The organism is Mycobacterium sp. SMC-11 (assembly GCF_046250095.1).
Taxonomy (GTDB): domain Bacteria; phylum Actinomycetota; class Actinomycetes; order Mycobacteriales; family Mycobacteriaceae; genus Mycobacterium; species Mycobacterium heraklionense_A.
Window position 1 is genome coordinate 1,819,676 of record NZ_CP176430.1, and the last position, 22,493, is coordinate 1,842,168.

Below are 22,493 nucleotides of genomic sequence, written 5' to 3' on the forward strand. Positions count from 1 at the left end.
AATTGTCTGGGCTGGGCCTACCGGTTGTCAAGGGCGACCTCGCAGGATGAGATCTCGCACCGCTGAACTGGTGTGGGGCTGCCACAGTGCCTGCAGCGGCACCAGCAGCGGCTCGTCGAGATCGACGACGGTAACGGTGCCGCCGAGGGCCGGACCGGCCGGTGCGGTGACGAACGCGACGGCGCTCTCGGTTAGGGCCGCGACCTCAGGAGGGCAGCCCTGCACCCGGCTGACCCGGTACTGCGGCTCGAAACCGGCACGCCGGCAGGCGTTGATCAGAAAGTCGCTGTAGTAGGACGCGCCGGGCGGCGCCCACAGCGCGATCAGTTCGTCGGCGAGATCGGCGATGCGGATGCGGGAGCGCGCTGCCAGCGGGTGATCGGCGGGCACGGCGATCCGCAGTGGGTCGTAGCCGATCACCGCGCCGGCCAATAGGTCCTGCGGCACCACGGCGCGGCGCAGCCCCAACTGCACCGAGCCTTCGCGTACCCCGGCGGTCAGTCGATCGGGAAACAGCTGCACGACGGTGAACGACGTGTCGGGCGAGGCGGCGATCGCAGGTTCGATCAGGGCGTAGACGTCGTGATTGCTGATCGCAGGGGAGTGCCCGACCACGAACTCATCCGGCTGGGCGCTGGCCGCGGCCCGGGTGTGCGCTGTGAGGGTTCGAGCCGCCGCCAACAGCGCGCGGCCCTCGTCCATCAGGGTCTGGCCGGCGGCGGTCAAGGTGACGCGGCGCCCGGCGCGCACCAGCAGCGTCACGCCGATCTCCTTCTCCAGCTGTTGCACCGAATGCGACAACGCCTGCTGTGACAGATGCAGCTGCGTGGCGGCGCTGGTAAAGCCGGCGGACTCGGCGACGGCGATGAAGTGGGTCAGGCGGCGAAGGTCCGGGACCGGGAACATCGGCCCATGCTAGCTACAAACAATATTTGTCGATCGCGCGTATAACGCTGTTTCTCATTTGTGTGGTGTCCGGTTAGTTTCGGGTTCAGACACAGAAGGGGACTTCCATGAGTGATTTGACCGGAAAATCGGCAGTGGTGGCCGCGGGGGCCAAGAACCTGGGCGGGCTGATCAGCACCACCTTGGGCTCGCACGGCGTCAACGTCGCGGTGCACTACAACAGCGACAGCTCCGAACCCGACGCCGACAAGACCGTGGCTGCGGTGCAGGACGCCGGTGCCAAGGCCATCAAGGTGCAGGGCGACCTGACCGTTCCGGCCAATGTCACCGCCCTCTTCGACGCCGCGGTCGACGCCTTCGGCGGCCTGGACTTCGCCGTCAACACGGTCGGCAAGGTGCTGCGAAAGCCCATGTTGGAGACCACCGAAGCCGAGTACGACTCGATGTTCGACATCAATGCCAAGTCCGCGTACTTCTTTTTGCAGGAGGCCGGTAAGCGCCTCAACGACAACGGTTCGGTGGTGACGATCGTGACCGCGCTGCTTGGGGCGTTCACCGACGGCTATTCCACCTATGCGGGCTCCAAGAGTCCGGTCGAGCACTTCACCCGTGCTGCGGCCAAGGAGTTCGGGAGCCGGGGGATCAATGTCAACAGCGTCGCGCCCGGGCCGATGGACACGCCGTTCTTCTACCCGCAGGAGACCCCCGAGCGCGTCGAGTTCCACAAGTCGCAGGCGATGGGCAATCGGTTGACCCAAATCGAGGACATCGCGCCGCTGGTCTTGTTCCTGCTCGACGGCGGCCACTGGATCACCGGACAGACCGTCTTCGCCAACGGCGGCTACACCACCCGGTGAGCCCGGTCAGTCGCGCGCCAGTGCCGCTGCCGCTTCCCGTTGGAGGTCGACGAAGGCCTCATTGCTGACGTCGATGACGACGGCCGCAATGCTGCCGCCGGTGAAGGTACCGGGATTCTGGTACTGGTCGGAGACGTTGTCGCCACTGTCGTATCCGACGCACAGGCCGTCGCCGGCGAGGGTGAACTTGCCCAACTGGGCCCGCATCGGACCCGTGTCCACGGGGCTTCCGTCCACGTAAAGCGTGGTGGTGCCGAGGGATTCGCCGTATTTTCCCGCCTCTTTGCGGACGAATTCCATGCCGAGGGTGTGCTTGCCGGGCGTCAGTGGCCGCGAGACGAACTCCTGCTCGGGTTTGATGCCGAGGAAGTTGTACACGTAGTGCAGCTTGCCGTCCTTGATGAACAGCACATGTCCGCCGAACCGGGACCCGTGGGCAAAGAGCACCCCTTGGGCGTCGCGGGCCAGATCGACGCTCGCCACGATCTTGTAGGACCGCCCGCGGATGTTGGCTGCCACGCCTTCCGGAACCGGCGCGGTGTCCGGGTAGTAGGTGTAGCGATCGCGCGGTGGTTCGAACTGCGGCCGGGTGATGGTGATCAACTCGGTTGCCGTGCGGTCGTCCAGCGGCAGGACGTAGTTGTCCTTGGCCTCCACGTGCCACGCGTCGATGAGTGCCTTGAGCTTGTCGGGATGTTGGTCGGCGACGTTCGTGGATTCGGAGCGATCTTCATCGACGTGGTAGAGCTCCCAGCGGTCCTGGTCGAAGTGGCCCTTGCCGCTGATCGGTGCGTGCAGCGCTGACGCCTTCCAGCCGTCCTCCCAGATTCCGCGGGTGCCCAGCATGGCGTAGTACTGCCGCTTCTTGGCGGTGGGCGCATCGGGGGAGTCGAAGCTGTAGCGCATCGACACCCCGTTGAGCGGGTACTGCTTCACGCCGCGATACTCCCCGGGCATCGGGATGCCGACCGCATCGAGGATGGTCGGCACAATGTCGGTGGCGTGGTGGTATTGGTGGCGCACTTGGCCTTTGGCCTTGATCCCGGCGGGCCAGTGGATCACCATGGGGTCGCAGGTACCTCCGGAGAACTGCGAGTAGCGCTTGAACATCTGAAACGGTGTGGAGAACGCAGCCGCCCAGCCGGTCGGATAGTGGTTGTAGGTGGCGGGGGTGCCCAGCGTGTCGAGGTAGCGCATGTTCTCGGCCAGGTCATCGGGGTAGCCGTTGAAGAATTTGTTCTCATTGACCGAGCCGTTGGGGGAGCCCTCGCCGGAGGCGCCGTTGTCGGCGCAGTAGAAGATGAGCGTGTTGTCCAACTGGCCGGTGTGCTCGAGGTAGTCGACGATGCGGCCCACCTGGGCGTCGGTGTATTCGGAGAATCCGGCGAAGACCTCGGCCATCCGGGAGAACAGGCGTTTCTCGTCGGCGTTGAGCGAATTCCATGGCCGTACCGCGTCAGCCGGCAACGCGACGTCGTCGGGAAGGGGATTGAGCGGCGTCAGCCGGGTGCCCTTGGGCATGATGCCCTTGTCGACCATGCGGGCCAACACCCACTCCCGATACGCCTCGTAGCCGTCATCGAACCTGCCGCGGTACTTCTCGGCGTACTCGGTCGGGCTGTGGTGCGGGGCGTGATTGGCCCCCGGGCAGAACCACATGTACCAGGGTTTGGACGGATTGCTGGACCGCTGGTCGCGCAGCATGCGAAGCGCGTTGTCGGCCAGATCTTTCGACAGGTGGTAGCCGTCTTCCGGGCTGTAGGGCTGTTCGATGAATCGGTTGTCCTCCACCAGATCCGGGTACCACTGGTTGGTTTCCCCGCCGAGAAACCCATAGAACCGATCGAAGCCCTTCTGCAGTGGCCACTCCGATTTGCTGCCCCCGCTGGACACGTCCTCCTCGGGCACGTTGTGGTTCTTGCCCACCCAGAACGTGCTGTACCCGTTGTCCTGAAGTACCTGCCCGATCGTCGCGCATTGCGCGGGCAGGCGGGCCGCCGCGCCGGGGAAGCCGTCGGAGCCCTCGGTGATCGAGGCGAAGCGGTTCACGTGGTGATTGCGACCGGTCAAGACGCAGGATCGGGTCGGTGAACACAGCGCCGTGGTGTGCCATTGCGAATAGGTCAGCCCGTTGTCGGCGAGGCGTTGCATGACGGGCATGTCGATTGCCCCGCCGTAGGGCGACCACGCCGCCATCCCGGTGTCGTCGTAGAGCACCACCAGCACATTGGGTGCGTCCTGGGGGGCATGCTTGAGCTCGAACGGGCCCCAGTCGGGCTGCGAATCGCGCACGTCGAGTTCGATCTTGCCGTTGAACCCGTCGTTGATCCCGGTGCCATAACCCGGGGCGCCGGCAGCTTCACCGCTGCTGCCTTTGCTTTCGCAGCCGGCCAGCGCCGAGACGCCGGCGCCGCCCACCCCTAAAGCCGCTAGGCCGCCCAATATCTGGCGTCGTCGCAGCATGGCGCGAGGTCGGCCGTCATCGGTCTCGGACTCACCGGTGTTGACTTGCGATGTCTCGTCGAATGACTCCATGGGAATGGAGTATTCGCCAAATGTCGGCCGGCGGATGGCGATTCGGGCCCATCCGCTGTCAGATCTGCAGCGGTGTGTTTACAGCGGGATGTTCTTGTGGCGGCCGCGGCGGGCGGGCGCCTCAGCCAGTGCCTGGGTGATCTTGCCGCGAGTGTGCGACGGGTCGATCTTCTCGTCGACCACGCCGATGTCGATGGCGCTGTCCACCCCGCCGGCGATCCGCTCGTGCTCGGCGGCCAGCTCCTCGTGCAGCGCCTCGCGCTCGTGATCGGGCGCGGCGGCCAGCTTCTTCTTGTGCAGGATGCCGACCGCGGCCTTGGCGCCCATCACCGCGACCTCGGCGTCCGGCCAGGCGAACACCTTGGTGGCGCCCAACGACCGCGAGTTCATCGCGATGTAGGCCCCGCCGTAGGTCTTGCGGGTCACCAGCGTGACGCGGGGGACGGTGGCCTCACCGAACGCGTGCAGCAGCTTGGCGCCGCGGCGCACCACGCCACCCCATTCCTGGCCGACACCGGGCAGGTAGCCCGGCACGTCGACGATCACGATCAGCGGAATTCCGAACGCGTCGCACAGCCGCACGAAACGTGCCGCCTTCTCGGCGCTCTCGGAGTTCAGGCAGCCGCCCAGCCGCAGCGGGTTGTTGGCCAGCACACCGACGGTGCGACCCGACAACCGGCCCAGCCCGACCACCATCGACGGCGCCCACTTGGCCTGGAACTCATCGAACGGAGCGTCGGCATCGAGCAGCCCGTTGACCAGCGGGTGCACGTCATAGGCGCGTCGGGCCGACTCCGGCAGCAGCGCGTGCAGGTCGATCTCGCCCGCCTCGGCCTTGTTGCGGTCGAAATGGCCCTGCTGGCAGAACAACCCGACCAGACGGCGGCCCCGCTCGTAGGCGTCGAGCTCGTCGTCGGCGACGATGTGGCACACGCCGGACTTCTTGTGGTGGGTGTCGGGGCCGCCCAGCGCGGCCATGTCGACGTCCTCACCGGTGACGCTGCGCACCACATCGGGGCCGGTGACGAAAACCCGACCCTCCGGTGCCATCACGATGACGTCGGTCAGGGCCGGCCCGTAGGCGGCGCCGCCGGCGGCGAAACCGACCACCACCGAGATCTGCGGGACGAATCCGGAAGCCCGGATCATGGCCTCGAAGACCCGTCCGACCGCGTGCAGGGCTCGCACGCCCTCGGCCAGCCGGGCGCCGCCCGAGTGCCACAGGCCCACGATCGGGCTCTGCTCGGCGATCGCGGTGTCGTAGGCGTTGACGATGTGGTCGCAGCCCTCGATGCCCATCGCCCCGCCCATCACGGTGCCGTCAGTGCAGAACGCGATGGTGCGCACTCCGTTGACGGTGCCGCCCGCGGCCAGCACGCCGGATCGATCGCGCTCGTGCAGCAATTCCACGGTGCCGTCGTCGAAGAACGTCGACAGACGCAGCAGGGGATCGCGCGGGTCGAGCGATTCGCCCACCGTTTCGGGAGCCATAGTCGTCATCGCGCCTCTCCTTGGTTTTTGATCGCGGGTCTCGCTTCTGGTCCGTCTGGGGTCTTCAGTACCGGCCGAAGACGATTGCGACGTTGTGCCCGCCGAACCCGAATGAGTTGTTGATCGCGTACTCGTAGTTGCCAGGTCGCGGTTCGCCCGCCACCACATCCAGGTCGATCTCGGGGTCGAGGTTCTCCATGTTCCGAGTCGGCGGGACGATCTGTTCACGCAGAGCCATCACCGTCAGGATGGACTCGACCGCGCCGACCGCACCGACCGAGTGGCCGAGTGCCGCCTTGGGCGCGTACACCGCGGCGTTGCCGCCGTGCGGGCCCAACGCGAGGTTGATGGCGTGGCCTTCGGCCACGTCACCCACCGTGGTTCCGGTGGCGTGCGCATTGACGTGGCTGATGTCGCCGGGGGTCAGCCCGGCGGCCTGGATTGCCCGTGTCATCGCCCGACCCGCGCTTTGGCCGTCGGGGTCCGGCGCGACGATGTGGTAGCCGTCCGAGGTGATCGAGGCACCCATGATCCGGGCGAGGATGTTGGCCCCGCGCGCCTTGGCGTGCTCCTCGGTCTCGATCACCATCAGTGCGGCGCCCTCGCCGAACACGAACCCGTTGCGGTCGCGGTCGAAGGGGCGGCAGGCGCCCTCCGGGTCGTCGTTGCTGGTGGACAGCACGATGCGCATCTGGGCGAACCCCGCGATCGGCACTGCTTCGATCCGGGTCTCCACACCACCGCAGATCGCCATGTCGGCCTCGCCGAGCACGATCTGCTGCCAGGCATGGGCGATGCCCTCGGAGCCGGATGCGCAGGCCGAGATCGGAGTGATCACCCCGGCCTTTGCCTGCCGGTCCAGACCGACCGCGGCGGCCGCTCCATTGGGCATGTATTTCTGCACGACCAACGGCGAGACCGCCTTCAGGCCGCGTTCGCGCATGCCGTCATAGGCCCAGACGAGCTCCTCGCTGGAACCCATCCCGGTGCCGATCGACACCATGAGGCGCCGAGTGTCGACTTCGGGTGAGCCGGCGTGCTCCCACGCACGCCGGCTCAGCACCAAAGCCATCTTCTGCAGGTAGGAAAGCCGACGCAGCTCGGTCCGATTCAGCCCTTCGTCGAACGACTCCGGGGTCTCGACGAGATGCCCGCCGATACGAACCGGCAGGTCATACTCCTCGACGAATGAATCGGTGAGCTTGCGAATGCCGCTCTGGCCGTCCAGCAGCTTCTTCCAGGTGTTCTCCCCGTCCGCGGCCAATGCCGTCGTCATGGCGTAGCCGGTGACGACGACGTTGGGGAGACCCTTTCCCGTTGCCAGCGTTGACATGGCTGTTGCGAACTTCCCTCTCTGATCCGGTGTCAGTACCGCCCAAAGGCGAGCGCGACGTTGTGCCCACCAAACCCGAATGAATTGTTGATGGCGTACTTGTAGTCGCCGTACCGGGGCTCGCCCGCCACGATATCCAGATCGATCTCGGGGTCCGGCGTCTCGTAGTTCAGCGTCGGGGGGATGACCCCGTCACGCAGCGAGAGCACCGTCAACACCGACTCCAGCGCACCGACCGCCCCAATGGAGTGGCCCAGCGCCGACTTGGGTGCGTAGACCGCGGCGTGCTGGCAACCGGCTTCCCGGATCGCGTTCGCCTCGGCCGTGTCACCGATCGGAGTAGCCGTTCCGTGCGCGTTGATGTGATCGACGTCCTTGGCGGACAGACCCGCCAACTCCAGCGACCGGGTCATCGCACGGCCGGCCCGCTTGCCATCGGGGCCGGGAGCCACCATGTGGAAGGCGTCGGAGGTGATTCCGGCGCCCATCAGCCGGGCCAGCGGCTTGGCGCCGCGTGCCTTGGCGTGCTCTTCGGTCTCGATGATCATCAGCGCGCCGGCTTCACCGAAGACGAAGCCGTCCCGGTTCTTGTCGAACGGCCGCGACGCACCCTCGGGGTCGTCGTTGCGGGTCGACATCGCGCGCATCATCGAGAACGCCGCGATCGGCAGCGCCTCGATGCCGCCTTCGACACCGCCGCAGACCGCGAAGTCCGCGTCGCCCATGACGATCTGACGCCACGCGTGTGCAATCGCCTCCGAACCCGACGAACAGGCCGACACCGGGGTGATGACCCCGGCGCGAGCGCCGAGCTGCAGGCCGACCACCGCGGCCGCACCGTTGGGCATGATCATCTGAACGGCCAGCGGCGACACCTTGCGGGGTCCGCCCTCGTTCATCAGGTCATAGGTTTCGACGATCTTCTCGCCACCGCCCAGACCGGTGCCGATCACCACGGTGAACCGGTCAGGGTCCACCTCAGGCGTGCCGGCGTTCTCCCAGAGGCGGGTGCCGAGCAGCTTGGCCATCCGCTGGACGTAGGACATGCGCCGCATGTCCAGCCGGCCCATGTGGTCGTCGACCGGATCCTTCAAGTGGCCGCCGATCTTGACCGGCAGGTCCCACTTGCTGACGAACTCGTCTTCGAGCACGTGAATGCCGCTCTCACCGGCGAGCAAGCCCTTCCACGTGCTCTCGATGTCCGCCCCGACTGAAGTCGTGGCCTCAACGGCGGTTACCACCACACTCGGGTAACCGCCGTTGGCCGTAGAAGGCTGAGAGGACACGATTAGCTCTCGGAACCGAACTTCTCGCGCAGCGCGGCGGCAGCCTCGGGGTTCTCGGCCTCGAGCTTCTGGATGTAGCCCACCACGTCACCCACGGTGCGCAGACCGGCGAGGTCCTCGTCCGGGATCTTCACGCCGTACTTGTCTTCGGTCTGAACCGCGATCTCCACCATCGACAGCGAGTCGATGTCCAGGTCGTCGACGAAGGACTTCTCGACGGTGACCTCGCTCGGCTCGATACCGGTCACCTCTTCGATGATCTCCGCGAGACCGGCGATGATTTCTTCCTGGCTGGCAGCCACTGTGTTTCCCTTCGGTTGGATCCGCACGGGGTGTGCGGGGGTGAATTACTGCGTATCTGGTTGTGCAGGTTGGAGCGGGCTTGAAAAGGGCTAGAACTCGGGAAGCCCGTCCAGATCCGCGGGAGATTTGACGGCGTGCGTCGGAGTCCCCCGAAGTTCGCGTTTCGCGATACCGGCCAGCGTGCCGGCGGGCGGAAACTCCACGATCGCCGTGACCTCCCGGGCGCGGAGCGTCTCGGTGCACAGGTCCCAACGCACCGGCCGGGTCAGCTGCGCCACCAGGTGCTCCAGTGCCTCGGCCGCCGACGTCACTGGCTGCCCGTCGCGGTTGGACAACAGGGTAGCGGTGGGTTCCGAAACGCCGGACGCCTTGACCTGCTCGACGGCGGCGGCGTAGGCCTCCAGCGCCGGTGCCATGTACTGGGTGTGGAACGCCCCGGCGGTGGCCAGCTTGCGAACCCGAGCCTTGGCAGGCGGGTCTTCGGCGAGCTTGTCCAGCGCCGGCAGCGGGCCGGCGGCCACGATCTGACCGACGGCGTTGCGGTTGGCCGGGGTCAGATCGAGTTGCTCGAGGCGGGTCAGCACCTCGGCCTCGTCGCCGCCGAGCACCGCGGCCATGCCGGTGGGCTCGAGAGCGCAGGCCTTGGCCATCTCGCGGCCGCGGGTGGCGGCCAGCATGACGGCGTCGTCAGGGGAGATGACGCCGGCGATCGCGTAGGCGGCGATCTCACCGACGGAGTGGCCGGCCACGATCACGTCGCTGCCGCTTACCGGGGCGTTGCGCAGCTTGACCAGCTCGGCGTAGGCCAGCAGGGTCGCCGCCACCACCAGCGGCTGGGTGACCGCGGTGTCGGTGATCTCCTCGGCGGTCGCGGTGGTGCCCAGCGCGATCAGATCCAGGCCGGCGATCTCCGACCAGGCGGCCAACTGCTCGCGGGCGGCATCGGCGTCAGCCGACTCCAGCCACGGCGCGAGCATGCCGGGGGTCTGAGATCCCTGTCCGGGAGCGAGCAACGCAATCACGTCTTTAAGAGAACATTGTGAAGCGCGATTTGCAGGATGTCCTAGATTATGAACATTGTCTTATGTTTTTGTGGAGACCCTACAAACCTGCCGTTCGATGCGACGTGTTCGATACCGAACTGCGACAACTGTCCGCCGTTGGTGTGCACCCGTACGTGCCCGGACTACCTCCGGCAAGTCACTCCTCCGGGCTGACCTGAGGTTCATCGGGACCACCGGAGGACAGCGGCGGGGCGGCGTAGGTCACGCCCGCACTGCTGAAACTGGCGTGCTGCGCTTGGTTGGCCAACCGCCCGACCGTGGCGGCAACCCGCAGCACATAGGCGTCGCGCGGCACGGCCGGATCGCGTCCGGTGAAATCGGCGATCCGCTTGAGTCGGTAACGGACGGTGTTTGGATGAACGAACAACTTGCGGGCGCACGCCTCGATCGCGCCGCCACAGTCCAAATAGGCGTCCAGGGTCTCGGTGAGCGTGGGCCCGGCCTCGGCCAGCGGTCGCATCACATCGGTGTGCAGGGCCGCGATCGCCGACGCATCGCCGATCAGTGCCCGCTCCGGAAGCAGCTCGCGTGCCAGCACCGGCCGCGGGGCCCCGGTCCAGCCGACGACGGCGTTCATCCCTGAGATCGCTTCGCTGGCACTGTGATAGGCGGCGGTCAGCGTCGGTGCCGTCGGTCCGATCACCACCGGACCGTCGGAGAACGCGCCGAGCAGGTCGGCGAAGAACTTCTGGGTGGGCGTCAGCGGGCCCGACACGATGGCCACCAGCCATGTGCCGTGCACGTCGGTCAATGCCGCCCGGCCGTGGTGTTCGGCGACATCACGGACGTCTTGGCTGGCCTTCTGTCCGGCGTAGGCGTCCGGGCCCGGCGGTGCGGTGCCCACCACGACGGTGGCCGGGGCGGTGGTGTCCCAGTTCAGCGCGGCTGCGCGGCTCAACAACTCCGGACCGGTGTCGCCGCGGACCACGGCGTCCACCACGCTGGCCTCCATTCGGGAATCCCAGGTGCCCCGGGCCTCCGCGGCGTCGGCGTAGGCGGAGGCGGCGGTGAACGCCAGGTCCCGGCTGTACTTGAGGATGCCGACCGTCAGTGCGGTCACCTGCTCCTCGGAGCGGGCCAGCAGCGGCACGACCTCCTCGAAGAACTCCATGGTGACCCGCACCATGTCCACGGTGTGCCGCAGCGCGATGTGGCGGGTCAGATCCTGGGGAACCAACTCGAACGCCTGCGCGGTGTGGCTGACGTTGCCGTGCGGGTCGTGCATCCACTCGGCGAAGTTGACCACCGCCGTCTGCACCACCAGGGCCACGCTGGCGCGCTGGGAGGCCTCGAGGTCGGCGAAGAACGGCAACCGATCGCCCATCATGGAGACCGCTTCGGTGGCCAGCCGGCCCGAGTAGTGCTTGAGCCGGCGCAGCAAGGTGTCCGGAACGGCGCTGAGCAGATCCAGCGTGGAGCGCGGCAGGACGGGGCCCGCCGGGTTGTCAACCATTCCTAAAAGCTACGCCAATTTTCTAGTGACAACTGACAACCCCACGGGCGTCGCCCCAGCCTCCTTAGGCCACCCCGGAATCCGACGTCTGCTCGGGGGCCGCCAACACGTCGTCGATCTGGTACTGCGTGGCCGCAGTCACCGCCACGGACGGGTCGATGACCCCGTCGCGGCCCAGCGCCGCTAGCACCGCCACCACCACCGACTCGGCGTCGGTGTTGAAGTAGCGCCGCGCGGCCGGACGAGTGTCGGAGAACCCGAACCCGTCGGTGCCCAGGGTGACGTAATTGCCGGGCACCCACGGGCGGATCTGCTCGGGCACCGCACGCATCCAGTCCGACACCGCGACGACCGGGCCGGTGGCGTCCGCCAACGCCTGGGTCACATACGGCACCGCGGCCGGGCGCTCGGGGTGCCGCAGCCGCTCGCGCTCGATGGCGACACCGTCCCGGTTGAGCTCACCCCAGCTGGTCACCGACCACACGTCGGCGGCCACATCCCAGTCGGCGGCCAACATGTCGGCGGCCCGCAGCGCCTCGGGCACCGCCACTCCCGAAGCCAGGATCTGCGCGGTGTGCGACCGCGCGTCGGCGGCCTTGCGGAAACGGTAGATTCCGCGCAGCAGACCCTCGGGGTCAAAACCCTCGGGCTCGGCCGGCTGCACGTAGGGCTCGTTGTAGAGCGTGACGTAGAAGTACACGTTCTCCGGGTCCGGGCCGTACATCCGGTGCAGGCCGCTTTCGATGATGTGGGCGACCTCGTAGGCGAACGCGGGATCGTAGGAGACCACCGCCGGGTTGGTGGACGCCAACAACAGTGAGTGGCCGTCGGCGTGCTGCAGACCCTCACCGGTCAGCGTGGTGCGTCCCGCGGTGGCCCCCAGCACGAAGCCGCGTGCCATCTGATCGGCGGCCGCCCACAGGCCGTCGCCGGTGCGCTGGAAGCCGAACATCGAATAGAAGATGTAGATCGGGATCATCGGCTCGTCGTGGGTCGCATACGACGTCCCGACCGCGGTGAACGAGGCCGTCGAGCCGGCTTCGTTGATGCCCTCGTGCAGGATCTGGCCGACTTCGCTTTCCTTGTAGGCCAGCATCAGGTCGGCATCCACCGAGGTGTAGAGCTGGCCGTTGCGGTTGTAGATCTTCAACGACGGGAACCACGAGTCCATCCCGAACGTGCGCGCCTCATCGGGGATGATCGGCACCAGGCGCGGGCCTAACTGCTTGTCCCGCAACAACTCTTTGAACACCCGCACGGTCGCCATGGTGGTGGCGACCTCCTGGTTGCCCGAACCCTTCTTGACCGCCGCATAGGCCTGCGAGCCCGGCAGTTCCACCGTCTTGGCCTGGGTGCGGCGGTGCGGCACGAAGCCGCCCAGGGCACGTCGCCGATCCAGCAGGTAACGGATCTCGGGGGCGTTCTCGCCGGGGTGGTAGTACGGCGGCAGGTACGGGTTCTCCTCGAGTTCGGCGTCCGGGATCGGAATCCGCATCTCGTCGCGGAAGTCCTTGAGGTCCTGCAGCCGGAACTTCTTCATCTGGTGGGTGGCGTTACGGCCGGCGAAGTAGCTGCCCAGGCTGTAGCCCTTGATGGTCTTGGCCAGGATGACGGTGGGCTGGCCCTTGTGCTCGATGGCCGCGCGGTAGGCGGCGTGGACCTTGCGGTAGTCGTGTCCACCGCGCTTGAGGTGCCAGATGTCCTGATCGGACAGGTTCTGCACGAGCGCCTTGGTGCGCGGGTCGCGGCCGAAGAAGTGCTCCCGCACGTAGCCGCCGTCGTTGGCCTTATAGGTCTGATAGTCGCCGTCGGGGGTGACGTTCATCAGGTTGACCAGGGCGCCGTCCCGGTCGGCGTGCAGCAGGGCATCCCACTCGCGGCCCCACACCACCTTGATCACGTTCCAGCCCGCGCCGCGGAAGAACGATTCCAGCTCCTGGATGATCTTGCCGTTGCCGCGCACCGGGCCGTCCAGGCGCTGCAGGTTGCAGTTGACCACGAACGTCAGGTTGTCCAGGCCCTCCAGCGCGCCGACGTGCAGCAGCCCGCGGCTCTCTGGCTCGTCCATCTCGCCGTCGCCCAAGAAGCACCACACGTGCTGATCGGAGGTGTCCTTGATGCCACGGTCGTGCAGGTAGTGGTTGAACCGGGCCTGGTAGATGGCGTTCATCGGGCCCAGGCCCATCGACACCGTGGGGAATTCCCAGAAGTCGGGCATCAGCCGCGGATGCGGGTAGGACGGCAGCCCGCCGCCCGGGTGGCTGTGCTCCTGACGGAAGCCGTCGAGGTCGTGGGTGCTCAGCCGGCCTTCGAGGAAGGCGCGCGCGTAGATGCCGGGGGAGGCGTGGCCCTGGATGAACACCTGGTCACCACCACCGGGATGGTCCTTGCCGCGGAAGAAGTGGTTGAAGCCGACCTCATAGAGCGTCGACGACGACGCGTAGGTCGAGATGTGCCCGCCGACTCCCACTCCGGGGCGCTGCGCGCGGTGCACCATCACCGCGGCGTTCCAGCGGATCCAGCTGCGGTAGCGGCGCTCGGTTTCCTCGTCGCCGGGGAACCAGGGCTCCAGTTCGGTCGGGATGGTGTTGACGTAGTCGGTGGAGGTGAGCGCGGGGATCGCCACCCGCTGCTCGCCGGCGCGCTCGAGCAATCGCAACATCAGGTAGCGGGCGCGGGCCGGACCGGAGCGGGCCAGCAGTTCGTCGAAGGACTCCAGCCACTCGGAGGTCTCGTCGGAGTCGATGTCGGGAAGGTAGGACGCCACCCCCTCGCGGATCACCCGGACCCGGTCGGATTCGGTTGTGCTGCTTGGCTTTTTGGCCTGATCCTGATCTACGGCCTCAGTGGTCAACGCAATGCTCCTTGGTTCGGAGGACAAGATGTGCCTCCCGGCTTGTGGCCAGGACGACACCGACCGATCGATTCGCCGGTCTCGTCTTTTCTATCGTGCCCCACCGGACACCCGACCGCCGGTGCGCCAGTGCCCCTGGGTGGGCTGATCTCGGCCTGGCGGCAGGTACGCGGTAACGTTTGAAGTTGTGCTGACCCGACGGCTGACTGCCTCGCGCGCCCAGACGCGGCGACACGCTCGGGCAGGCGCGTCGGTGGCCGGTGTGGTTGCGGCATTGGCGATGGGTGTCGTCGGCTGTACCAGCATCATCGCCGGCACCCCGGAGGCGGACACCTCAGAAGCCCCGGCCTACCGCTCCTCGGTGTCGGCGTCGGTGTCGGCCTCGGAGGCCACCTCGAGCATTCGTGAGACCCAGCGTCAGCAGTCGATGACCACCCAGGCGGTCCGTGGCGCGTGCGGCCGGTTCGCCTCGAGCAGCAGCGACGCCGTCGACGTGGTGAACAAGTACGTCGAGGCGTTCAACAACGGTGGCGATATCTCCGGCACTGCTGGGCCGGCGGTGGAGGCGCTCAACCACAGCGCCGACGAGGTTGCTGCGGCAATCAACGAGAAGTTGTCGCAGGACCTGACCGACGCATTCAATACCTATGCACAGGCCGCGCGCGGCGTCGCGACGGCGATCTCATCCAAGGCGCCGGTGTCGGTGTACAACGCCCGCAAGGATGAACTCAACCGGGCTCGGGACAAGGGGATGCAGCTGTGCAAAGCCTTCTGAGCCCGCTGATCCCGCGCCGCACGGGGAGCTGTGCAACGATGATTCACATCACACACAGCGCTGACGATCGAGGGAGGTCACACGGTGGTCGCGGCGGATAACGCCCCGAGCTTCGCCCGCAAACTGGGCATCGAGAGCAAGCAGTTGGTCCAGGAGTTCGGCTGGGACGAGGACGCCGACGACGACATCCGTGTCGACGTCGAAGAGGCCGCCGGCAGCGAACTGCTCGACGAGGACACCGATGAGGTGGTCGACGTCGTGCTGCTCTGGTGGCGCGATGGCGATGGTGACTTGGTGGACACCTTGATGGATGCGATCACCGCCTTGGCCGACGACGGGGTGATCTGGGTATTGACACCCAAGACCGGCCGATCCGGCCACGTGCAGCCCGCCGAGATCGCCGAGGCGGCGCCGACTGCCGGCCTGATGCCGACGTCGTCGGTCAACCTGGGGGACTGGAGTGCCAGTCGTCTGGTGCAGCCCAAGTCCCGCGCGGGGAAGCGTTGATGCTGGAAGTCGGCGCGCAGGCCCCTGACTTCACCCTCAAGGACCAGAATCAGCAGCAGGTGACGCTGAGCAGCTTCCGGGGCGACAAGAACGTCCTGGTGGTGTTCTTCCCGCTGGCCTTCACCGGCATCTGCCAGGGCGAGCTGGATCAGCTGCGCGATCACCTGCCCAGCTACGTCAATGACGACAGTGTGGCGCTGGCGATCTCGGTCGGCCCGCCGCCCACCCACAAGATCTGGGCGACCGAGAGCGGGTTCCTGTTCCCGGTGCTCTCGGATTTCTGGCCGCACGGCGCCGTCAGCCAGGACTACGGGGTGTTCAACTCCGACACCGGCTTTCCCAACCGCGGCACGTTCGTCATCGACAAGTCCGGCATCATCCGGTTCGCCGAGATGAAGCAGCCCGGCGAGGCGCGCGACCAGCAGCTCTGGCTCGACGCCCTGGGCGCGCTCAAGGGGTAGTTCCGGCAACCCCGGAAAGCCGGGCCTCCAATCAGCGGGATGTGTGGTGGCCGTTTTGGGTCTGGGGCACCGATCCGGGTAACCTGCCCGAGGCAGGGGCGCGTAGCTCAGTGGTAGAGCTCTGGTTTTACACACCAGCGGTCGGCGGTTCGATACCGTCCGCGCCCACCATCAAAACTCCAGTTCAGAGGATGTTGAACTGCGTTCTCTCTCGTTCTCCAAAACCCCGTTGCGCCAACAGTGTGCCGAGGTTTTCTGCGAGGCGATGGGACCCGAAACAGCGTGTGCGCGATCTACCAAACGCCAACGAATCGGAAGATACCCGAAGACGTGAAATAACCGCGACAGTGATAGAAGCGGGATTAAGCCTCAAGGTGACTGTGAGTCGGATTGCCGGGGAGGATCATTGGCCACGATCGGTACACAGTTGGAGGACATCCTCGGTGAGTCGCGCGAACACCTGATTGAGCCGTTCGAGAGGACTATGAGCGCGGTGACCCGTCTCGGCAAGGTATTAACGTCCGTCGATTCTGAAGTTCAACCGAAAGATGTCTCGTGGCGGCCCCATGCGGACAATCTCGTCGCGGGATGGAGACTTTACTGAATGAGGAAGTGGCTTTCTCTAGGCCGGGAACGCAGGATGCCTCTCGGATCCGCCAGCCTCAACGCGCATCGACGTTGCGCTCGGAGCTTTGAGGCTCGCGAAGATGATGCGAAAGGGTCGCACAACGGACTGCGCCAACGCCGGCGTGCTGACACACATGTGTCACGACGGTCTGCCGGCGCAGCGGCCCCCACGGCTCCGAACGCGGTGCACGACTGAATTCAGCGATCGGCTGTGCAACTCCATAGCGAGGCCACGGAGACTATCCGCGACGGTTGCACGGAGTCGACGATTAGCCAGGTCGCAAGCGTAAATTGGCATCGAGCGGCGAAATGAGAGCAGCGATGTGCTCTTCACCGATGTCGACCTGCGCCCGAGCGCCATCGCTCGGGGCTCACGACCCGATGATGGTGGCAAGCGCAGCGGTTGCCACCATCGTTCTTCGATGACAGGCGTGTCACCGGCCGTTCCGTAGTATCTCCGTCGAAATTCGAGTATGTCAGCTCAGTTCCTCCAAAAGCAGGTCGAGCGCTGCAATGGCAGAATCTGCAACGGCTTTAGTCACCTCGTCACCTGAACGCAGTGCAACACCGGGGTGAACAAAATTCCGCCATTTCCTAAAGACATTATCCAATAGTTGCGCAGTGGTCGGCTTAATATAGCGCTGCGCATTTTTCGTATTGGACGGATCATCTGCGAACCCGGGGCAGCAGGCGTTGATGAGGCCTTGGAAGCCAAGTTTTATAGCCTTCTCTCGTGGCAGGTTTGAGGACCGGATCGCTACGTCGAGTAGGATGCCCTCGATCGCGATTCCTGCCATCACTACTGAGGCCCTATAATTTCCCGTGACGCGGCAGCGCGTCGATTCAAGGCGGTCGGCCATAACGAATTCTCGAAGAGACGGATCGATGATGCATGCAATGCCACTCTCGTCGGGTTCAGACTGAACTTCGATGAGTTGTGGAAACTCGGCGTCTGACCACCAATCTGCAGGCGCTGCCCCGAATTTTCGCACAGATTGGCGATCGGTCTGGGCATCTAACGATTTCTGCCAGTGATCAAGATGGCCTTGTAGCGCTAGCGAATATGAGAGTGCATCCCATGTCAGTTTGTTAGATTCACTGGATTTAAACACAAGGCGAGGAGCGGTAACCCAGTGGCTTAGTCTTTCGCCGATGAATTCATTGTATATGGGATGGCGGCTGCTATGAGCGGAATTCTGGTAAAATGAGGCGCTAAACATAGCTAAGCATGCGAGGTCCATGCTGCGCGTAAATCGATGCTTATGGGGTCCGGTATAGGTGTCGCGAGGTGTCAAGTAAATCGATCCCTGTCGATTTAGGATGAGATATTCTGTCCGCGATTTCCTGTTAATCGCTTCACATTCGTCTATAACGGCCTTGACTAGCTCTTTGTTGAGGGATTTTGGATCGCGAGTGCCGATTAATAGTGCGACGATCTCCTCAATATTTTCAAGCGCTGAATTTTGGAAGTTATCTGACGGTTGGTTCAAGTTGAGATGAAATCCGAAATAGCTATCCTGGTACCGAATGGCCTCGTATTCTGCCTCGCGATCTCCTTCGGCTAGATAATTTATCATCCGCAACGCGTGGTCGATTACGGGAATGGTTCGGGGTGAGCGCAGTCTATATAGATCGTCGAAATCCTTGTTTGCGATCTTGGTTGCATCGATATTTAAAGTCGCCTTGATGCGGGCGAGTAAAACCCCTGGAAAGAGTTCACCTGAAATAGAATTAATTGATCCGGTGAAGTTGCCAAATTGCGTCGGAGCGCTCGGCAGGCGTGTAAGTTCTTGGTCGAAGAGGTCTGAGCTTCGGGAAAATAGCCGATAGAACCCGTCCTTAGGTCTGAGCGCATAAGGTACGACAACGTACGGCTCGGGGATGTCGAATTGGCTCACTAACGCAGGATGGGGCTTAACGTCAAAAAATCGTCGAACTCGGGCCTCGGTCCATGAAAGTGCAGGGACAGTCGTGGCCGTGATCCACTGCACGTCCAACTGCATCTGCTTCTCCCCGGTTGTGTGGCGCATCGAGGACTTGAACCTCGTCCGCGGTAAACCGCGTCCGCCCCACGGTGGCTGCGCCCAGAGGTCACGCAAACGCTGTACGTAACGCACGGCCACCCAGCATCAACGATTGTTCGGTTCTAGTCAACGCAGGGAACCGTGTCCACACCAAATGCCGTACAAGCTACTGCGTCGCGCAGCATGTCCGGGCTTGCGGGACGCAAGGTGAGATTGCCACTGGCGGGGGTCCGCGGGCGGCCGGAACGACCGGAAATCCAAGCCCCCGCTGCGCCGAGAGTGTGCCAAGACGGGTGTCAACTGACGATTGACCGTTGACACCGCAGGGCGGCTGCGACACGCTGAACTGTAGATGCTGTGAGAATGCACAGCGCGAAACGTTCCAAGTGCGGCAATAAACCATTTACACACCAGCGGTCGGCGGTTCGATACCGTCCGCGCCCACCAGTTGTTTGACACCGCCGCAGATCGTCAATGCGGTGGGCATGACAACTTCTGCGACACCGGACGAACCCACTCCACAGTCGCCGCCCGTTCCTCCGCAACGGGCGCCGACCGGCAAGTGGGGCGTACCTCCGTCGACCAGCCCTCAGTTCACTCGCACGGGCCGTTCTGAAAAGCCGCCAGGCGTGCGTGCGGTGCTGTGGGCGGCCCTGCTCGTGCTGATCGGCGTCATCGTCCTGCTGATCGTGCTCTCGGCCTGAGCGCCGACAGCGAAAACCCGCCCGGGCAGGCACCTGACCGGGCGGGCATCGCTACACCGCGTGCTCAGTGCGAATGAGCGTGGCCCGCGTGCTCCAGGCCCGCCTGGTGAGTGTGCGGGTGGCTGTGCACGGTCCCGTCTTCGTGAGTGTGCTCGTGTTCGTGCTCGACGTGCTCGTGCTCGTGGGCGTCGTGCACATGGGTGTGCGTCAGGTCGCCGTGGGTGTGCTCGTGCGCGTGCGGCGCGTCGTGGTTGTGGTCTTCACCGTGGTTGTGGTGCGACATGGGTGGCTCATCTCCCTTGTTCGATGGCTCGTTGCCTCAATTGGGGCAACGCCTCTCCGGCCGTAGCCGGGAGGTTCTTGGCGGCGCGGTGATGCGGCGGCACCCCCGGGCCGGCATGCTCGGCGTTGAAGACGGCGTCGGTGACCAGCTGGCAGACGTGCTCGTTCTCCATGCTGTAGAAGATCGTGGTGCCCTCGCGGCGGGTACGCACGAGCCGCGCCATCCGAAGTTTCGCCAGGTGTTGTGACACCGATGGCGCCGGCTTGCCGACGTGCTCGGCGAGTTCGTTGACCGACATTTCCCGGCTGGTCAGCGCCCACAACACCTGAACCCGCGTGGCGTCGGCCAACATTCGGAACACCTCGACGATCAGGCCGACCTGATCCTCCGGCAGCCGATCCGCTGGACCATTATCTGCATGCATACGCAAATAGTAGGCCTTGGGGTCCGCCGGCTGTCAACCCTCGGCTCGTCCCAACGGCGGATGAGGCGGTCGGTAGTGTCCTGCGGGCAGGTCGTTACGCACTAGTGGAGGTAGCCCCGATGTCGACGCAGTCCATGCGCCAGCCCATTCATTCCGGGCATCTCACCGTGGGCGCCCTCAAGCGCAATAAAGACAAGCCGGTGCTGTTCCTCGGCGACACCACGTTGACCGGCGGTCAGCTCGCCGAGCGCATCAGCCAGTACATCCAGGCGTTCGACGCACTCGGAGCTGACGCGACCGGGCTGTTGTCACTGAACCGTCCCGAGGTGCTGATGATCATCGGTGCCGGGCAGATCCGGGGATACCGGCGCACGGCACTGCACCCGCTGGGTTCGCTGGACGACCACGCCTACGTGCTGGCCGACGCCGAAGTCAGCACTCTGATCATCGATCCCACACCGGCGTTCGTGGAGCGGGCCCTGGGCCTGCTCGAAAAGGTGCCGACGTTGCGCCAGGTGCTGACCATCGGTCCGGTGCCGCCGGAGCTCGAAGGCAAGGCCGTCGACCTGGCCGCCGAGGCGGCCAAGTACGCGCCGCAGCCACTGGTGCCCGCCGACCTTGCCCCAGACCACATTGGCGGTCTCACCTACACCGGTGGGACCACCGGCAAGCCCAAGGGCGTCATCGGCACCGTGGCATCCATCACCGCGATGACCACCACTCAGCTCGCCGAGTGGGAATGGCCGGAGCACCCCAAGTTCCTCATGTGCACCCCGCTTTCGCACGCCGGCGCAGCGTTCTTCGTGCCGACGATCATCAAGGGCGGTCAGCTGGTGGTGCTGACCAAATTCGACCCGGCCGAGGTGCTGCGGGTGATCGAGGAGCAGAAGATCACCGCCACCATGCTGGTGCCGTCGATGATCTACGCGCTGATGGATCACCCGGATTCGCACACCCGCGACCTGTCCTCGCTGGAGACGGTGTACTACGGCGCCTCGGCGATGAACCCGGTCCGGCTGCAGGAGGCCATCGATCGGTTCGGCCCGATCTTCGCCCAGTACTACGGCCAGTCCGAGGCGCCGATGGTGATCACCTACCTGGCCAAGGGGGACCACGACCAGAAGCGACTCACCTCATGCGGCCGCCCCACCCTGTTCGCCCGGGTCGCGCTGCTGGGCGACGACGGCAACCCGGTGCCCCAGGGCGAGGTCGGCGAGATCTGCGTGTCCGGGCCGCTGCTGTCGGGCGGCTACTGGAAGCTTCCGGAGGCCACCGCTGAGACGTTCAAGGACGGCTGGATGCACACCGGCGACCTGGCGCGTGAGGATGAAGACGGCTTCTACTACATCGTCGACCGCACCAAGGACATGATCGTCACCGGCGGCTTCAATGTGTTCCCCCGCGAGGTCGAGGACGTCATCGCCGAGCACCCCTCGGTGGCCCAGGTGTGCGTGATCGGAACCCCCGACGAGAAGTGGGGCGAGGCGGTGACCGCGGTGGTGGTGCTGCGTCCGGGCGTGGACAGCGATGCCGCCGCGGTAGCCACGATGACCGCCGAGATCCAGTCCGCGGTCAAGGAGCGCAAGGGGTCGGTCCAGTCGCCCAAACAGGTGATCGTCACCGAATCGGTGCCGGTGACCGCGCTGGGCAAGCCGGACAAGAAGGCCGTGCGCGCCCAGTTCTGGTCCGGCGCAGAGCGTTCCGTCGGCTGAGGTTCAGCCCAGCGCTGCGGCCAGCTGCCGCCACTGCTCCCGAGGGAAGGCGCGCGGGTCGGCATCCAGCAGCTGGACGCAGACGTGGTCGGCTCCGGCGGCCTGGTGCTCGGCGACCCGGCTGAGCACGGCCTCCGGGGTTCCCCAGGCGATGATCGCGTCGAACAGCCGATCGCTGACCGAGGCGATGTCGTCCTCGGAAAAGCCTGACCGCAGCAGGTTGTTGGCGTAGTTGGGCAGCGCCAAATAGGAGCCCAGCCACTTGGTGCCGATCGCGCGTGCTTCGTCGCGGCTGGCGCACAAAATGCCGGTCTGCTCGGGCAGCAGTAATGGCCCGTCGCCGAGTTGTTCGCGGGCAAACCGGGTGTGCTCGGGGGTGGTCAGGTAGGGGTGGGCGCCGCGACTGCGGGAGGCGGCCAAGTCGAGCATCTTGGGCCCCAGGGCCGCGAGCACCCGCGACTTGACCGGCACCGGCGCGTCGGCGGCGTCGAGCCCGTCGAGAAACTCGCTCATGGCGCGCAGTGGGCGGCGGTATCGACCGGGATCCCCGGCGTCGATCAGCGGAGCGTGGCTGACCCCGATGCCGAGCAGGAACCGGTCACCGTGTGTCGCGGTCAGCGATGCGTAGGACGCCGCGACGTCGGCCGGGGCGTGCATCCAAAGGTTCAGGATGCCGGTGGCGATGACCGCGCTGCGGGTGGCCGACAGCAGGTTGCCCACCGCGTCGAACACCGGACCCCCCACGTCGGGTATCCACAGCACGCCGAAGCCCAGTTCTTCCAATTCGGCGGCCGCTTCGGCGGCCTCGCCCTGATCGCCGTAGCGCAGCGGCGCACTCCAGATCCCGACACCCGTGACGTTCACCATGGCCCCAGGATGGCACAGCGGTGTCGG

Annotated in this window: 19 protein-coding genes and 1 tRNA gene; 7 read left to right on the forward strand and 13 right to left on the reverse strand. The window is 65.5% G+C overall.

Annotation, left to right across the window (positions count from 1 at the left end; all coding sequences use genetic code 11):
- Positions 1-27 precede the first annotated feature (27 nt).
- On the reverse strand, positions 28-906 hold the full coding sequence (locus ACKY0X_RS08505; protein WP_409429080.1) for a LysR family transcriptional regulator: 879 nt from the start codon (positions 904-906) through the stop codon (positions 28-30).
- Positions 907-1,013: 107 nt separating this feature from the next.
- Here ACKY0X_RS08505 and ACKY0X_RS08510 point away from each other — a divergent pair, with 107 nt between their 5' ends.
- Positions 1,014-1,763, forward strand: a complete 750-nt coding sequence (locus tag ACKY0X_RS08510; RefSeq protein ID WP_409429081.1) for an SDR family oxidoreductase — start codon at positions 1,014-1,016, stop codon at positions 1,761-1,763.
- Between the two features lie 6 nt (positions 1,764-1,769).
- Here the strand turns inward: ACKY0X_RS08510 and ACKY0X_RS08515 are convergent, their stop codons facing one another.
- From ACKY0X_RS08515 to aceE, 8 genes are all read right to left on the reverse strand, one after another.
- Positions 1,770-4,226 carry a sulfatase-like hydrolase/transferase gene (locus ACKY0X_RS08515; RefSeq protein WP_409429556.1) on the reverse strand — a complete coding sequence of 819 codons (2,457 nt, stop codon included), beginning with the start codon at positions 4,224-4,226 and terminating at the stop codon, positions 1,770-1,772.
- 150 nt (positions 4,227-4,376) lie between these two features.
- On the reverse strand, positions 4,377-5,798 hold the full coding sequence (locus ACKY0X_RS08520; protein ID WP_409429082.1) for an acyl-CoA carboxylase subunit beta: 1,422 nt from the start codon (positions 5,796-5,798) through the stop codon (positions 4,377-4,379).
- A 55-nt stretch (positions 5,799-5,853) separates the two neighbouring features.
- Positions 5,854-7,122 carry a 3-oxoacyl-ACP synthase KasB gene (kasB, locus tag ACKY0X_RS08525; protein ID WP_046286328.1) on the reverse strand — a complete coding sequence of 423 codons (1,269 nt, stop codon included), beginning with the start codon at positions 7,120-7,122 and terminating at the stop codon, positions 5,854-5,856.
- Between the two features lie 32 nt (positions 7,123-7,154).
- On the reverse strand, positions 7,155-8,408 hold the full coding sequence (gene kasA, locus ACKY0X_RS08530) for a 3-oxoacyl-ACP synthase KasA (RefSeq protein WP_064887541.1): 1,254 nt from the start codon (positions 8,406-8,408) through the stop codon (positions 7,155-7,157).
- A gap of 2 nt (positions 8,409-8,410) precedes the next feature.
- A complete protein-coding gene (gene acpM / locus ACKY0X_RS08535; RefSeq protein ID WP_046287036.1) occupies positions 8,411-8,710 on the reverse strand; it encodes a meromycolate extension acyl carrier protein AcpM in 300 nt (99 codons plus the stop codon).
- Positions 8,711-8,800: 90 nt separating this feature from the next.
- Entirely contained in the window at positions 8,801-9,733 is a 933-nt protein-coding gene (locus tag ACKY0X_RS08540) for an ACP S-malonyltransferase (RefSeq protein ID WP_409429083.1), read from the reverse strand.
- A 178-nt stretch (positions 9,734-9,911) separates the two neighbouring features.
- Positions 9,912-11,228, reverse strand: coding sequence for a PucR family transcriptional regulator (locus ACKY0X_RS08545; protein ID WP_409429084.1), 1,317 nt, complete (start codon positions 11,226-11,228; stop codon positions 9,912-9,914).
- 64 nt (positions 11,229-11,292) lie between these two features.
- Entirely contained in the window at positions 11,293-14,082 is a 2,790-nt protein-coding gene (gene aceE / locus ACKY0X_RS08550) for a pyruvate dehydrogenase (acetyl-transferring), homodimeric type (RefSeq protein ID WP_409429085.1), read from the reverse strand.
- 253 nt (positions 14,083-14,335) lie between these two features.
- Here aceE and ACKY0X_RS08555 point away from each other — a divergent pair, with 253 nt between their 5' ends.
- The 4 genes from ACKY0X_RS08555 (at position 14,336) to ACKY0X_RS08570 (ending at position 15,996) form a co-directional block, all read left to right on the forward strand.
- Positions 14,336-14,857, forward strand: coding sequence for a hypothetical protein (locus tag ACKY0X_RS08555; RefSeq protein WP_409429086.1), 522 nt, complete (start codon positions 14,336-14,338; stop codon positions 14,855-14,857).
- Positions 14,858-14,941: 84 nt separating this feature from the next.
- A complete protein-coding gene (locus ACKY0X_RS08560; RefSeq protein WP_046188338.1) occupies positions 14,942-15,364 on the forward strand; it encodes a DUF3052 domain-containing protein in 423 nt (140 codons plus the stop codon).
- Entirely contained in the window at positions 15,364-15,825 is a 462-nt protein-coding gene (locus tag ACKY0X_RS08565; RefSeq protein WP_409429087.1) for a peroxiredoxin, read from the forward strand. Before ACKY0X_RS08560 ends, ACKY0X_RS08565 begins: the two co-directional genes overlap by 1 nt.
- Before the next feature lie 96 nt (positions 15,826-15,921).
- Positions 15,922-15,996: transfer RNA gene (locus tag ACKY0X_RS08570), tRNA-Val, on the forward strand.
- A 932-nt stretch (positions 15,997-16,928) separates the two neighbouring features.
- Here ACKY0X_RS08570 and ACKY0X_RS08575 read toward each other — a convergent pair.
- Entirely contained in the window at positions 16,929-18,350 is a 1,422-nt protein-coding gene (locus ACKY0X_RS08575; protein ID WP_409429088.1) for a hypothetical protein, read from the reverse strand.
- 611 nt (positions 18,351-18,961) lie between these two features.
- On the opposite strand from ACKY0X_RS08575, the gene ACKY0X_RS08580 reads away from it, so the two are divergent.
- Positions 18,962-19,180, forward strand: coding sequence for a hypothetical protein (locus ACKY0X_RS08580; protein WP_409429089.1), 219 nt, complete (start codon positions 18,962-18,964; stop codon positions 19,178-19,180).
- A 64-nt stretch (positions 19,181-19,244) separates the two neighbouring features.
- Here the strand turns inward: ACKY0X_RS08580 and ACKY0X_RS08585 are convergent, their stop codons facing one another.
- Entirely contained in the window at positions 19,245-19,463 is a 219-nt protein-coding gene (locus tag ACKY0X_RS08585) for a zinc transporter Slc39a7 (RefSeq protein WP_409429090.1), read from the reverse strand.
- Between the two features lie 7 nt (positions 19,464-19,470).
- Positions 19,471-19,887, reverse strand: coding sequence for an ArsR/SmtB family transcription factor (locus ACKY0X_RS08590; protein WP_409429091.1), 417 nt, complete (start codon positions 19,885-19,887; stop codon positions 19,471-19,473).
- A gap of 119 nt (positions 19,888-20,006) precedes the next feature.
- Here ACKY0X_RS08590 and fadD8 point away from each other — a divergent pair, with 119 nt between their 5' ends.
- Positions 20,007-21,599: a fatty-acid--CoA ligase FadD8 gene (gene fadD8, locus ACKY0X_RS08595; RefSeq protein ID WP_409429092.1), complete on the forward strand. Its 1,593-nt coding sequence runs from the start codon at positions 20,007-20,009 to the stop codon at positions 21,597-21,599.
- Positions 21,600-21,602: 3 nt separating this feature from the next.
- Here the strand turns inward: fadD8 and ACKY0X_RS08600 are convergent, their stop codons facing one another.
- The gene (locus ACKY0X_RS08600; RefSeq protein WP_409429557.1) at positions 21,603-22,463 is read right to left on the reverse strand and encodes an LLM class F420-dependent oxidoreductase; all 861 of its coding nucleotides are present in this window, start codon (positions 22,461-22,463) and stop codon (positions 21,603-21,605) included.
- Between the last annotated feature and the right edge of the window lie 30 nt (positions 22,464-22,493).